Genomic DNA, 13,206 nt, shown 5'->3' with positions numbered 1-13,206 from the left:
TTATTCTAGCCATTTTTTTACCTATAAATATAATCAATGCAAATGTTGTATACAGGATTGTAATTCGATCTTTTAGATCCACCTACCGTTCGTACTACATTTTGCTTTAAGCCAGCAACGGTTTTTACCCAGACACAGTATCACTCCTTTGCTTATCATAGTCTTTTGACTTTTTTTAAGATACAATCCAGGTCTTTTTTTTTAGACTGGATCCTATCATAGGATGACAGAAGCAGACACTCCACATTGTCATTCCAGTGCTTTGACTACTTGGATCCAGCTGAGTTGGTGAGTATAAAAGTATAGCTAATGCGAGCTCTACGTCATGCCGCCGTGGTATCTCTTAGCCGCTAACACGTAGCGGGATGACGGTTGTCAGGGTGTCATCCAGTACCTTCTCTTGTCATCCCAGTGCCCAGACACTGGGATGGCTTTGTTGCATAGCACCTTAAGCAGTGATGGTTTACGACAAATTTATGTAATGATTTCAAATTTAGCCATACCAATATCAGTGAATTTGTTGAGCAAATAGCACTTAATTAGTAATTCTTTTTCACGATTTACTTCAGATTTATTCCTAAAGCTAAATCCAAATACTTGCTTCAACCTTGAGAAAAATCCTTCTATGTAAGATCTCTTTCCATAAATTGCTTCCTTTTTCCACTCTTTTACACCATCTTGTCCATATAATTTTATTAACCTAATAGCAGCATTTCTGTCAGACATATAATCTATTTTTGAATGTTCTGCTGCATCCTTTTTTGGTAGAACTTTTGTCTTTATATCGTATTTCTTACACAATTTATAAAGTTTGTGCCTATCGTATGCCCTATCTGCATATAATTTTGTGCTGAAAATTAACTTCTTCAAGCAAATCGCAAGCTCCATAGTGGTCAGAGTAGACGCCATTACTGTATCTTGCAGCTATAGCTTTTTTACTATTCACACTTAACATAACATGTAACTTTCTTACTTGCTCGTAGCTTCGGTACTTTCTATCTGCACTGTTTTCCTTACTGTGGCCAGGAGTGTTACTGTAAATGCTGATACTTGTGCTATCTATGATAATTTCAATATTTTCCATGTTGCTTTTATCAACCCTGCAATCATTTATCTTAATATTAAGTTTTTTAAACCTTCTTGATGCTTGTGAATAGCTGATAACTGCCAAATTTTTTCCTATTTGTTGCAGATATCCTTTTATAAACCCCACCGTTTGTCTTAAACCAATTCTAAAAAGATTGACAATTATATGCACCAAAATTACGACTTTATCACTGTAAATATAGTTGCCGCCCTGCATTTTTGGACTATTTTCATACCAATTTTCGATAGCTTCATCGATGTAACGAAAAATATTTCCCCTTTTTTCAAGGAATTTGTTATATTCGTTTTGGTTACTGACTTTCATTTTCTGTGGCATATTTTTTCTTCAACAGTTAAATGGTTATTTATAATGAATTTTGTCAGTAGCCACCAGATTTTTTCGGTTGCTATGCAACAAAGCCCACTGGGATCCAGGAATTTTATTAAGTTGGTAAGCATAAAAGTAGCCGTTTTATGTTAAAGTACAACGTTTTGATGATTATGAAAAAGCTGGATTCCAGTGTCAAGGACTGGAATGACACCCTTCACGGGCTCTTTTAGTCATAAATATTTAAGAAATTTACCAAACGAAAAAAAAGGCAAAAGAAGCCCCGTGGTTATTATCCGCTTTAAAATATTGGCGTTTTTTATGTTTTAAACGCTTGACAAGCAAGATTTAGCTGCTTTTAATTGCAACTAACTTACGCTGCAAATGTTTAAGAAATTTACTAAGCAGAAAAAAAGACAAAGAATCCCCGAGTTAGCTAGTCTTTTACTATCTCTGTCGAGTATTGGCATTTTTTGATGTCTTGTAACGCTTTATAAGCGCGTTCAGCTTATTTAGATAAAAATCTAGATGTAGATGAAGTTTTGTAAAGACATACAGTATCTATATACTGCAAAAAATTGAACATAAGACGCCGATACATTAAGTAATCCTTACCTTTTAATCTGCAGATTGGCGAAAGCAAATACAATAGCTTCAGTCTCATGATAAGGGGGCTGGCAAAGGGTGTCAAGTAAGTTTTTTGTTTCTAACGGTTGTTGCCAAAAACTATACAAGAAGTCTTTTAAGATCAATCACTTATCTTCAAGGCTTGAATAAAAGCATTCTGTGGAATATTTACGTTCCCTATAGAATGTAACCTTTTTTTACCCTTTTTTTGCTTTTCAAGTAGTTTCATTCTTCGCGTTACATCTCCACCATAGAGTTTAGCTGTTACATCTTTTCTGTATGGGTTAATCGTTTCTCTGGCAATAATTTTTCCGCCCACTGCCGCTTGAATCGCGATTTTATATTGCTGACGTGGTATTAGATCCTTCAAGCGTGCACATATTTCACGCCCCCTTTTTTCTGCCCTACTTTTGTGAACAATACAGGCTAATGCATCTACGGGCTCTCCATTAATTAAAAAGCTTAATTTATCTATTTGACTTACCAGATAGCTGGAAATTTCCCAATCCAAGCTTGCATATCCTTTGGAAATTGATTTTAATCGATCATAAAAGTCAAAAACAACCTCAGACAGTGGTAATTTATATCTTAATAATGCTGTTGTTGTGTTACCAATGTAAGATAAATCTTCCTGTTCTCCCCTCCTTTCTTCACATAGAGATAGAATCTCTCCCAAGTATTGGTCGGGGACCATTATTGTTGCAGTAATCCACGGTTCCTCTACCATTTCAATCTTTATTGGATCTGGCATATCACTTGGGTTATGAATATTCAAAACTTCACCACTTTGTGTTGTAACCCTATATATAACACTCGGCGCAGTTGCTGTTAGATCTAAATCAAACTCTCTTTCGAGTCTTTCTTGAATAACTTCAAGATGCAACATTCCCAAAAAACCACAACGAAATCCATAGCCTAGTGCATTTGAAGTTTCAGCTTCAAAGGTAAAACTTGCATCATTTAAATGTAACTTTTCTAGAGCTTCCCTTAGATATTTAAAATCATCCGTTTTGTGAGGGAAAATGCTACAAAATACCACAGGATGCACTTCTTTAAATCCAGGAAGTGCTTCACTACAAGGTCTCTTTTCCTCAGTGATAGTGTTCCCTACCTTGCAGTCTGCTACTTCCTTCATTGAAGCAGTTATAAAACCAACTTCACCCGCTGAAAGCTCACTCGTCATAACTTTTTTAGGGGTGAAAATACCAATATTGTCCACTTGATATGTAGCATTATTAGACATCATAACAATTCTCATGCCTTTTTTTAGCACTCCATTTTTAACTCGCACTAAAATTACTACTCCTAAGTAAGTGTCATACCAACTATCAACTAAAATTGCTTGCAATGGAGCATTTACATCACCTTGAGGAGCTGGAAGTTTTGCCACTATTGCTTCCAGTACATCTTTTATTCCAAGACCAGTCTTGGCTGATATTAAAACTGACTCACTTGCGTCAATACCAATTATTTCCTCAACCTGGAGTTTTACCCTTTCTGGATCTGCAGCAGGAAGATCAACTTTATTGAGCACAACTATTATTTCATGGTTGTTGTCAATAGCTTTATATACATTTGCAAGGGTTTGTGCTTCAACGCCCTGGCTACTATCTACCACTAAAAGCGAACCTTCACATGCAGCTAAGCTTCGACTTACCTCATAAGAAAAATCAACGTGACCTGGGGTGTCCATGAGATTTAGGCAATATTGATTACCGTCGTTTGCCGTATAATTGAGTTTTACCGTCTGTGCTTTAATTGTAATGCCACGTTCACGCTCTATATCCATTGAATCGAGTATTTGATTGATCATTTCTCTTGCTTCAAGGCCGTTACATTTCTCTATTAAACGGTCAGCAAGCGTTGACTTACCGTGGTCTATATGCGCTATTATTGCAAAATTTCTTATGTTGTTCATTTATGGCTATTTTATTTAAGTAGAACCATTTTACATTTTAAGTGTTGTGAGGGCAATTATTTATTAAGAGACTATTTACTCCTTCAACATAGACGACACTTTTTTCGAGCAGGAAATCACTTTATTAACCATATAGTTTTCATGATTATTATCTATTTTAGGCAACTCATACAGATAATTTACCATCATCCCAGCCGACTGACTAATACCCTTTTCAGAAGTATCCGCCATCCAGTTTAATTGTTTTATCGATGCACCATTGCTTAAATGAAAATGCGCCACTGGATCATAGGCACTTCCATTATTGCTCTTAACCTTGAGCAAGTAATGTGCACATAGTTTAAGCATGCATTGTTTAGTTTCATTTGTACATTCAACGTTAGTTTTTAATTGCTCTGCACTTTCTAAAATTTCTGCACTAGATTGTTTTATATTTAGTTTGCCCAATAAAGTGACATCTTGGTTTAGATTGTTTTTTAGCCATTTCGTAAAGCCAGGTATTGGAGAAAGAGTTGCGTATGTTTTTATACTTTTAAACTCTTGTGACAGCTTTTCTACAACCCTTTTGATCAAAAAATTACCAAGGCTGATTCCAGATAACCCTGCTTGAGTATTTGATATTGAATAGAATATAGCAGTGCTTGCATTACTTGGATCATTTGAAGGTACCGACTCATCTAAAAGGTGTTGAATGTTATCTGCAATCTTATCCATTAATGCAACTTCTACAAAAATCAAAGGTTCGTTTGGTATCTTGTAATGAAAAAAAGCAAAACAGAGACCCAGCCTGTTTTTTAAGTCATCCCAAGAGGAAATTTTATGCACAGCTTCATATTTTATAAGTTTTTCTAGCAATGATGCAGGTGAATCCCAAGTGATTTGACGAAGATCGAGTAGATCAACATCAACCCAAGTATAGAGTATATTTTTTAATTCGTTCTCTAGTGGGTTCAAGCTTCTATGTTGGTTCTTTAGCTTAAGCACATCAGAACGCATATCAACAATAAACTTAAGGCCTTCTGGTAAAGAAATAAATTGCTTCAATATTTTAGAACGCGGTGATTCAAGAATTTTTATCAAATCTTGCTCAAACTTATAGCCTAACTCAGGATTTTGATTCTTTTGATACTCTTTTATTTTCTCGTCTATTTCCTCTTTATTCGGATTAAATTTTTCTGCCAGGGTTTCCAGAAATTTTATTTTACCTTTCTCTGATAAGCTTAAGTACAAATTACCAAGAGATACAGCATTCTTACGTGCTGAAACCTCCCCTCCCTTTGGATTTAAGCACTCGTTCATCTTCAAGACTAAACTATCGATATCGCGACTGTTACTTAAATCAGGACCGATGTTACCAATCCATGATCTTACAGCATCTGCCACTCCACCTAGTATTTTAAAAAAGCTCCTTACCGCTTTTTTGTCTTCAACTTTCACTATATCAGTTTTTACCAATGATTCTTTCGTCATAGATTCCCTTTATTATACATGGCTAATGCAAGTCAGGTTTCCCCACGTCATACCGCCGCGGTATCTCTAGATACCGCTAACAAGCAGCGGGATGACGAATTTGTCGTTTGTCAAATCGTCGGTAAACCCAAGTTATTTTAGCTACATGTAGCTTAAGTTAAAGGAAAATTTTAGCTACATAGCAGGCACTATTACTAGATTATTAATAATTCAGTAATACAATTAATTTCAGAATGTTAATGGGGAGCAAGATTATGGCAGAAGCAAAGAAAAATCCAATCGTTACATTAAACGCTCAAGCTAAAGAATTTGACTTCAGTAAATTAAGAGCTGCAGAGGATAATAAAGAAGCAAACTCTGGCGAAACAATGTACTTAGATTTCCACAGGATGAATTTCGTTATTAATGAAAAAAAAATAGATAAAAGTCTTATTATTGCGCTGAAAGAAGGAGCGAAGGACTATGAGAGTAAGCTTCTTAGTGAGAATGATATTTATAGTGATTCTCTAGTTGGTGAAAGAGAAATAGATACAGATCAGGGTAGAGTTTTTGTTGATTCAGTGTTAAAAGAGCTTAATCAGAATAGATTACCTAAAATTTGGGAGAACCACTTCAATAATCCTGAAACTACTGATCATCAGAAAACTGATTCATATAGAAAAGAGTTTGAAAGATTTTACAACATAGGAAAGGAGCATAATCACCTACTACCAAAAAAGGGAGATAAAAATCACCGCCCATTTGCAAAAGAAGTTTTTAAGGAAATGTTTGGATATGCTGGAGCAGAAGTTCCAAGTGACCCCATTTTAGAAGAGCTAGTCACTAATTGTAATCAAGCAGGGTATGGAGCTGGTATATTTAATGAGTATCACGCTGCGCTCAGCAGTTACAGCTTAACTCCACATGATCCTGAAAAAGCACTAAATATCTACTACATTGACCACAATCACATAAAAATTAAGTCTGATATGGCAATACCTATAACCACATTTGACAATCCAGAAGAAAAAATATGTGATCTATCCAGCTCATTAGAATTCACACTTGAGTCTCAAGATAGTAAAGATGGTGTAACATATAAAGACGGCAAATTGTCACTTACTGCTCCTGAAGAGCTAAAAAACTATCAAGAGGGTGAAAAGAGTTTGTTTGACATTATTAAAGAATATTTCCAAAAATTCTGCGAAAAGTTAGGATTTAAGTTCGAAACAAAAACACAAATAGAGCATAATCTGAACAACTCACTGAAAGTAGGCAGTTGTTTGAAAAATGTAGAACCTTTTGCTCACAGCAATGGACATGTTCGTGGTAGTTAAGAATTACTAACCCTTCTAACATTAGACTTCTTGCATAACCATATAACAAACTTTTATTGGGAATAGAAACAAAAAACTTACTTGACACCCTTCGCCAGTCCCCTTATCATGAGACTGAAGCTATTTATTTATCTTCGCAATCTGTGCAGGTTAATGACAAAAAACTTAGGGTATTTGGCGTCTCATGTTTAATTTTTCGCACTACGTGCATCGCATGTCTTTAAAAATTTCTGGGTTTTTACCTATATAAGCCGAAACGCGCTTACAAAGCGTTTAAGACAGCAAAAAACGTCAAATTGACAAGGGAGAATTTGAATGCTAGCTACTACGGGGTTTCTTTGCCTTTTTTCCTGCTTAGTAAATTTCTTAAACACTTGCGGTGTAGGTTAGTTGCAAGTTAAAAGTAACTAAATCGCTCTTAATCAAGCGTTTTAGAATAAAAAAACGCCGATATTTTAGTACATAGTAAATAGCCAACCACCAACGGGGTTTCTTTTGCCTTTTTTTTATTTGGTAAATTTCTTAATGTTTATAGCTAAAAGAGCCCAAGAGAGGTGTTATTCCAGTGCCCCTATGATGTCATTCCAGTGCTTGACACTGGAATCTAGTTCTTATTGTACATTCAATGGCGTCAACTTAAGGACACATTTTAGACTTCTTTGTTGAAATAAAACAGAAACAAAAGTGCTGTTTATTGCACTCTTTGGATAATTTAATGATAAAAAATTTAGAGAGAAATTTTATACACAATCACTGATATTTTCCCTTAAATTGACGCCATTGATTGTACATTTACTTGGTAGAGTTAAGTTTTCTGGATCCCAGTGTCTGGGCACTGGGATGACACCATTCTTTTTCCTGGATTCCAAACTGGGATGACAGCTAGCCTGACAACCGTCATCCCGCTGCTTGTTAGCGGGATCTATGTTAAGGTATGACGGTTAAGTCATCCCGCTACGTGTTAGCGGCTAAGAGATACCGCGGTGGTATGACGTAGGACTGCTATCGTCCCGCTGCTTGTTAGCGGATGAGATACCGCGGCGGTATGACGGTTCGTGGCGGTATGACGAGGGAAACCTGACTTGCATTAGCTATATCAAGCTTAAAATGTTGATAATCTTAAATTTCTTTACTAAATTATAATAATAACATAGTTTGGCCTATCAACCAAAAAGAATTAAAAGTATACCTAAGCTAATTATTATCTAAACTAATCGTCGGTTGTGCATCTTGCTCAGAGATTAGGGCAACCAACAAATTATTTATCAATTGAACCTTTTGCTTGCCATCTAATTGTAAGCTTTTGTTTTTTTCAAAATGAGCTATTACTTCCTCGACAATTCCTATTGCATTTTGCACTATATGCCTTCTTGCCGAAGTGATAGCATGTGCTTGTTGACGCCTTAACATTGCTTGTGCAATCTCGGACGAATACGCCAAATGCGATATTCTTGCTTCTGTAATCTCAATTCCTGCAATATCTAATCTTTGTTGTAACATTGACCGCAATTCATCTGAAATTTTATCAGAATTTTTACGTAAAGATTCCTCATCGCTTTCGCTATCATACGGATAATTGCTCGCCAATTCTCTAATTACCGAGTCACTTTGTACAAAAACAAATTCGTGATAGTTGTTAACATTATAATACGCCTTTGCAGGACTGCTCACTCTCCAAACAATTACTGCAGAAATCTCTATTGGACTTCCATTTGCATCATTAACTTTTATTTTTTCTGTGTTAATATTCTGAAATTTTAGGGAAACTATATATTTGCTTGAAAAGGGAAGCGTTACACATATTCCAGACTTAAAATAAGTTCCAATATAATGACCAAAAAACTCTATCACTCTTGCTTCATTAGGGTCATTAATAAAAAATCCTTGAAGAAAAGTCAAAATTGAAACAACAACAACTCCAAGTGCAATTGTGCTGTCATATGCCAAAAAAAGCAGCGATAAAATTAATCCTAGCGCTATTAATACAGGAAAAGCCCGAATTTGACTCAAATTTCTATCGTTTATCGTATTCTTATCCATATTGTCTTTAAACTTCTTTTCCACTTGAACCCTCTCTGTTGATCGTTTTATTTATCTTATTTACAAATAGTTTAAACTCTCTTAATTCATGATCAGGCAATTTTACTTCAGTTTTATGCGCTATCGTAAGCGGATCGATGTGTTTGCCGTTATATATAACTTCGTAATGTAAATGGGGTCCTGTTGCAACACCAGTGCTACCAACATAGGCGATGACCTGCCCCTGCTTTACTTTAGAGCCTAACTTTATATCGCCACTAAATCTACTTATATGCGCGTAACAGGTTGAATACTCATTTTTATGTTTTATTTTTATGTAATTTCCATAGCCACCATTCTTTCCTATATATTCTACCACACCCTCTGCAGCAGCGTATATGGGAGTGCCAAGCTTAGCTGCATAATCCACTCCTTTGTGAAAAGCAATTTTACCGCGAACAGGATGCTTTCTATTACCAAATTTTGAGGATATGCGATAATCTCCATTCAAAGGATTTGCAAAAATTTCGCCATTTTTAAAGCTTATTCCTTCATTATTAAAATACCTTTCTTTGCCGTCTTGCGATTTATAATGATATAAACTAATAGCTTTCTTGTTTATTGTCAGTGAAGAATATAAAATTTTTTCTTCAGTCTTCTGATTATTAGGCAATCTCTCAAAAAGAACCTCCAATTTACTCTTTGGCACAATGTCTTTTTTAAAATCAACACCAAAATCTTTATATATGTTGATCAATTTTACCACTGTATTTGGCGCCAATCCTTGCTCAATTCCCGTGGCAAAAAAGGAAGACTTTATGGTACTGGATATGAATAATAATTTTCTATCATGGTTACTTTCTGTCACCTCAAAATCCTCTCCTGTCATTCCAGCGCTTGACGCTGGAATCCAGTTGGTGTGTCCATTTGTAATTGAATTTTCTGGATCCCAGTGTCTAGGCACACAACTGTACGAACATTGCAATTTGCGGGTGGTGTCATTCCAGTGCTTGACACTGGAATCCAGCTCTTTGACTGACAATGCTGCATAGTGTGCTTGAATTTTTCTGGATCCCAGTGTCTGGGCACTGGGATGACACCCTACACACTGGAACAGCACTGCAAGATCTGTTGATGTTTCAGTAGCATATGCTGGTAAAATACAAAGCAATACAAATATTACCAGCCTCATAGCTTATCAACAAAAGTAAAATTACCTTCCACATACTGTACATCATCATTATCTTCTAGCTCTTCAACCAATGCAGATAATTTATCAATCAACTCTTTATCGCTAATTTCAATCAGATCTTTTGGCTGCCATGAAAGACGAGCAAGTTCTGGTTCTCCGAATTTTGCATAAAAGGCATCGCGTACTTTACCAAAATCTTTTATTTCACAAGTTATAACGTGTAACCCTTCTTTGTCATTTTCTTCAACATTCAATACTTCTAATTCGATTCCATGACTGAATAAATCGTCAAAATTCACACCCTCTGCTTTATAGACAATTAAACCTACATGATCAAAAAGATAACTAACGCTTCCTGTTTCTCCTAAATTTCCACCTTTGCGAGAAAAAATATAACGCACCTCAGAAGCAGTGCGGTTGCGGTTATTAGTCAAGGCATGGACAATGAGTGCAGTGCCAGAAGGCCCATGACCTTCATATTGGATTTCCTCATAATTTTCTCCAGCAACGTTACCAGTTGCATTTTTTATTGCTGTTTCTATTTTATCTTTTGGTAGATTTTCCTTGCGTGCAGCAAATATAGCAGAGCGAAGGCGCGGGTTGAGTTCGTGATCGGGTAGCCCTTGCTTTGCAGCAACTGTTATTTCTCTAATCAGCTTCGTAAATTTTTGAGAGCGCTTTGCATCCTGAGCACCTTTTCGGTGTTTGATATTTGAAAATTGTGAATGACCAGCCATATTCAAATAGTTAAAAACCTAATTATATATCAAAGCATAGAAAAAACTAAAGCAAATTTTCAAGCCTCCGGCTTGGCATCTTGCAGGTTTTCTGCTAATAACATACTTTCATACTGCTTAGCTTCTAAGTCAAGGCCAATAGCTGAATGGGCTGCTATTAAATGGTTAATAGACTTAGAAAAATATTTAGAATCCTTATAGCTTGCCATATTCTGGAAACGCTTAATTGCTGCCAAATATTCACCACGCCTAAGATAAAATTTACCGATAAAATACTCTTTTGTTGATATATGCTCTGTGATTAGCTTTGCTTTTTCCTTTATCTCGTCTACATATTCGCTGCCTGGAAAGAGATTAATGTACTCTGTAGCCAGCTCTAAAGTTTTATATGCAGTTTGCTGTCCAAGTTGCACTTTATTAATTTGCATGTAATAAGATAATACTCTTAAGTAGTATACATATGGTAAATCTTCACCATTTGAATAAACATATATATAATCATCCATATCACTTGCAGCACTGCTATAGTTACCCATATTATAGTGAGAAACCCCAGATAATAATTTCGCTTTCATTGCCCAATAAGACAAAGGATACAAATCCTCTATCTTATGAAATGCCCTAATAGCTTGTTTATATTTTTTCTGGTCAAAAAGTTCAACTGCTTCTTCATATAGTTCAGTTTCAGTTTTTTCAAGATCATTCGCATACGATTGTGTAAAGGAGCAAATTAGGAAAATAAAGCACGTGATTAAAGTCTTATACATAAGATTTTTTTCGATCAAAATAAAGTATAGACCTAAATATTACTTAAATAAATAAATTTCTTAGGCAATAGCCGGCCCTTCTTCTTTATAACTACGGTCAGAACTACCTGCATTTCTTGATTCACCTCGTCCTTCCACTTTTGGATCTTTCAGCGTCTTGCTGTAGGAATGTATAGTTAAGACCTGTACAGCCATAAAAATTGCAATACCTATCAAGCCTAAAGTAGGTCCAACAGCAGGATTTAAGGACGATGCTAATGCCATTAACATTATCCTTCTTATTAAAAATATAGAAGAACCAGCAAGCGCCAATCCGGCTACAGACATATTGCTAGTTTTCTTGCTAGATTTCTCATCAAGATCAGACTTTTCTGTTTCCTTTTTCTTATTTTTTTCATGCTTATCAATATAAGAAACAATAGTTACAAGAAAAGCAATTGCATTGGCAAGAAATAAAATTGCATCCTCTGCTGCTTCAAGTGAAGATGTTTCACCCATTATCATACCTACAATGACCAGTGCAGTTGTTATAGCCTCAATATAGATCAAACACTGACCTATATCAGAAATATTGTGCTCTTTTTCCTTTACTTCCTCTTCATTTTCAATATTTTTCAACTCTCGTTCTTTTTGTGCTATTTTCCTATTATTGTAAATTAAATATAGTGTACAAATAAGAGATAGGACCATGAAAGGTAATATAGTGTGGCTTAGCGTGCCACTTATCACGCCAAGTAATACCTGATCGCTACATATTTTTTCCAGTTCAATAGCCATAAATAATGCAAATGGAACCATTGTTACCAATGATGCACATTGTCTATATAGCTCTCTTTTTTTTAGTGTTAATAGCTCTTGTTCTAGCCTTTCTCTTTTGACTTCTTTATCAACTGTTGGCCAAAAATCCCAAAAAAACTCTTCTAATGGTTCAAAATCTCTTTTTTTCTTATTCTTTCCTGGAACCTTTTTGGTAGAAGAAAATTTGCCACTAGGTGTTTTCATAATATTAACCTAATTAGTTGTAAGTTAATACAATTATACACCTTTTTGCTTTCTGAGTCAATATCACTAAGATATTAACTACTCTTGTCTATTAACTATTTCCTAGGAGATTTAATCAATCTATTTGATGCCGGCTAGGATATAATTATAGCCTGACCACACAGTTATAATAGCTGCAACCCATAAACAAATCACACCTGTATATTGAATCATATAATAATCGTTCATTATTAGCGCTACTACAGCAACCATCTGTAGAAATGTTTTAATTTTTCCAGCTTTGCTTACAGGTAGACTAACATTTGTAGCTATCAGAAACTCCCGTAAACCCGAGACTAATATCTCCCGACAGATGATGATAATCGACGGTACTATTGTAAAATCATTTATCTTTTGCTTATAAATTAGCATAATTATCGTTGAAACCACTATTAATTTATCAGCAATTGGATCAAATAGCTTGCCAAACTTTGATTGTACTTTCCACGCACGCGCCAGGTAACCATCAAAAAAATCCGTAATGCACGCAAACACAAAGATTGATATTGTTATCAGGCCTGCATATTTATTTTCTATATAAAAACTTAATATTATTGCTGGTATTGCAAGTGCACGAGAAATTGTAAGCAAATTAGGCACGTTTTTCTTAAGCATGTAATATCATCTTACGTAATAGGTAAACTTATACAGAAGTACAACAGAGTTCACAAGCTAATAGTTTACAATTGAACATTCATAAAAACT

The 13,206-nt window shown here is 35.4% G+C and carries 15 protein-coding genes; 3 read left to right on the top strand and 12 right to left on the bottom strand.

Features of this window, described 5'->3' with window-relative positions:
• Positions 1 to 474 precede the first annotated feature (474 nt).
• From ABWU69_RS06555 to ABWU69_RS06535, 5 genes are all read right to left on the bottom strand, one after another.
• On the bottom strand, positions 475 to 888 hold the full coding sequence (locus ABWU69_RS06555; RefSeq protein ID WP_353284975.1) for a transposase: 414 nt from the start codon (positions 886 to 888) through the stop codon (positions 475 to 477).
• A complete protein-coding gene (locus ABWU69_RS06550; protein ID WP_353285000.1) occupies positions 830 to 1,423 on the bottom strand; it encodes a transposase in 594 nt (197 codons plus the stop codon). Before ABWU69_RS06550 ends, ABWU69_RS06555 begins: the two co-directional genes overlap by 59 nt.
• Positions 1,408 to 1,545, bottom strand: coding sequence for a hypothetical protein (locus tag ABWU69_RS06545; RefSeq protein ID WP_265026082.1), 138 nt, complete (start codon positions 1,543 to 1,545; stop codon positions 1,408 to 1,410). The genes ABWU69_RS06550 and ABWU69_RS06545 overlap by 16 nt, the downstream gene beginning before the upstream one ends.
• A gap of 617 nt (positions 1,546 to 2,162) precedes the next feature.
• The gene (lepA, locus tag ABWU69_RS06540) at positions 2,163 to 3,959 is read right to left on the bottom strand and encodes a translation elongation factor 4 (RefSeq protein ID WP_353285104.1); all 1,797 of its coding nucleotides are present in this window, start codon (positions 3,957 to 3,959) and stop codon (positions 2,163 to 2,165) included.
• 75 nt (positions 3,960 to 4,034) lie between these two features.
• A complete protein-coding gene (locus ABWU69_RS06535) occupies positions 4,035 to 5,429 on the bottom strand; it encodes a malonyl-CoA decarboxylase (RefSeq protein WP_353285103.1) in 1,395 nt (464 codons plus the stop codon).
• An 18-nt stretch (positions 5,430 to 5,447) separates the two neighbouring features.
• Here ABWU69_RS06535 and ABWU69_RS06530 point away from each other — a divergent pair, with 18 nt between their 5' ends.
• The 3 genes from ABWU69_RS06530 (at position 5,448) to ABWU69_RS06520 (ending at position 7,411) form a co-directional block, all read left to right on the top strand.
• The gene (locus ABWU69_RS06530) at positions 5,448 to 5,570 is read left to right on the top strand and encodes a hypothetical protein (RefSeq protein ID WP_265035020.1); all 123 of its coding nucleotides are present in this window, start codon (positions 5,448 to 5,450) and stop codon (positions 5,568 to 5,570) included.
• A gap of 113 nt (positions 5,571 to 5,683) precedes the next feature.
• Positions 5,684 to 6,745, top strand: a complete 1,062-nt coding sequence (locus ABWU69_RS06525) for a hypothetical protein (protein WP_353285102.1) — start codon at positions 5,684 to 5,686, stop codon at positions 6,743 to 6,745.
• A 525-nt stretch (positions 6,746 to 7,270) separates the two neighbouring features.
• Positions 7,271 to 7,411, top strand: a complete 141-nt coding sequence (locus ABWU69_RS06520) for a hypothetical protein (RefSeq protein WP_265035022.1) — start codon at positions 7,271 to 7,273, stop codon at positions 7,409 to 7,411.
• 74 nt (positions 7,412 to 7,485) lie between these two features.
• Here ABWU69_RS06520 and ABWU69_RS06515 read toward each other — a convergent pair whose 3' ends face one another.
• The 7 genes from ABWU69_RS06515 to pgsA all read right to left on the bottom strand — a co-directional run bounded on the left by ABWU69_RS06515 (position 7,486) and on the right by pgsA (position 13,116).
• Positions 7,486 to 7,614, bottom strand: coding sequence for a WPE palindromic element domain-containing protein (locus ABWU69_RS06515; protein ID WP_265035023.1), 129 nt, complete (start codon positions 7,612 to 7,614; stop codon positions 7,486 to 7,488).
• A gap of 325 nt (positions 7,615 to 7,939) precedes the next feature.
• Complete coding sequence (locus tag ABWU69_RS06510; RefSeq protein WP_353285441.1) at positions 7,940 to 8,785, bottom strand: SPFH domain-containing protein; 846 nt, start codon at positions 8,783 to 8,785, stop codon at positions 7,940 to 7,942.
• Positions 8,786 to 8,792: 7 nt separating this feature from the next.
• The gene (locus tag ABWU69_RS06505; RefSeq protein ID WP_410540916.1) at positions 8,793 to 9,956 is read right to left on the bottom strand and encodes a peptidoglycan DD-metalloendopeptidase family protein; all 1,164 of its coding nucleotides are present in this window, start codon (positions 9,954 to 9,956) and stop codon (positions 8,793 to 8,795) included.
• Positions 9,953 to 10,693, bottom strand: coding sequence for a YebC/PmpR family DNA-binding transcriptional regulator (locus tag ABWU69_RS06495; protein ID WP_265035618.1), 741 nt, complete (start codon positions 10,691 to 10,693; stop codon positions 9,953 to 9,955). Before ABWU69_RS06495 ends, ABWU69_RS06505 begins: the two co-directional genes overlap by 4 nt.
• 59 nt (positions 10,694 to 10,752) lie before the next feature.
• Positions 10,753 to 11,460: an outer membrane protein assembly factor BamD gene (locus tag ABWU69_RS06490; RefSeq protein ID WP_265035027.1), complete on the bottom strand. Its 708-nt coding sequence runs from the start codon at positions 11,458 to 11,460 to the stop codon at positions 10,753 to 10,755.
• A gap of 60 nt (positions 11,461 to 11,520) precedes the next feature.
• Positions 11,521 to 12,462 carry a hypothetical protein gene (locus ABWU69_RS06485; protein WP_265035030.1) on the bottom strand — a complete coding sequence of 314 codons (942 nt, stop codon included), beginning with the start codon at positions 12,460 to 12,462 and terminating at the stop codon, positions 11,521 to 11,523.
• 120 nt (positions 12,463 to 12,582) lie between these two features.
• Entirely contained in the window at positions 12,583 to 13,116 is a 534-nt protein-coding gene (gene pgsA, locus ABWU69_RS06480) for a CDP-diacylglycerol--glycerol-3-phosphate 3-phosphatidyltransferase (protein WP_265035032.1), read from the bottom strand.
• Positions 13,117 to 13,206: the final 90 nt, after the last annotated feature.

This window comes from Wolbachia endosymbiont (group A) of Beris morrisii, from assembly GCF_964028185.1.
In the GTDB taxonomy this organism is placed as follows: Bacteria; Pseudomonadota; Alphaproteobacteria; order Rickettsiales; family Anaplasmataceae; genus Wolbachia.
Note: the sequence above shows the minus strand (reverse complement) of the source record. Positions and strands in the feature narration are given on the sequence as shown.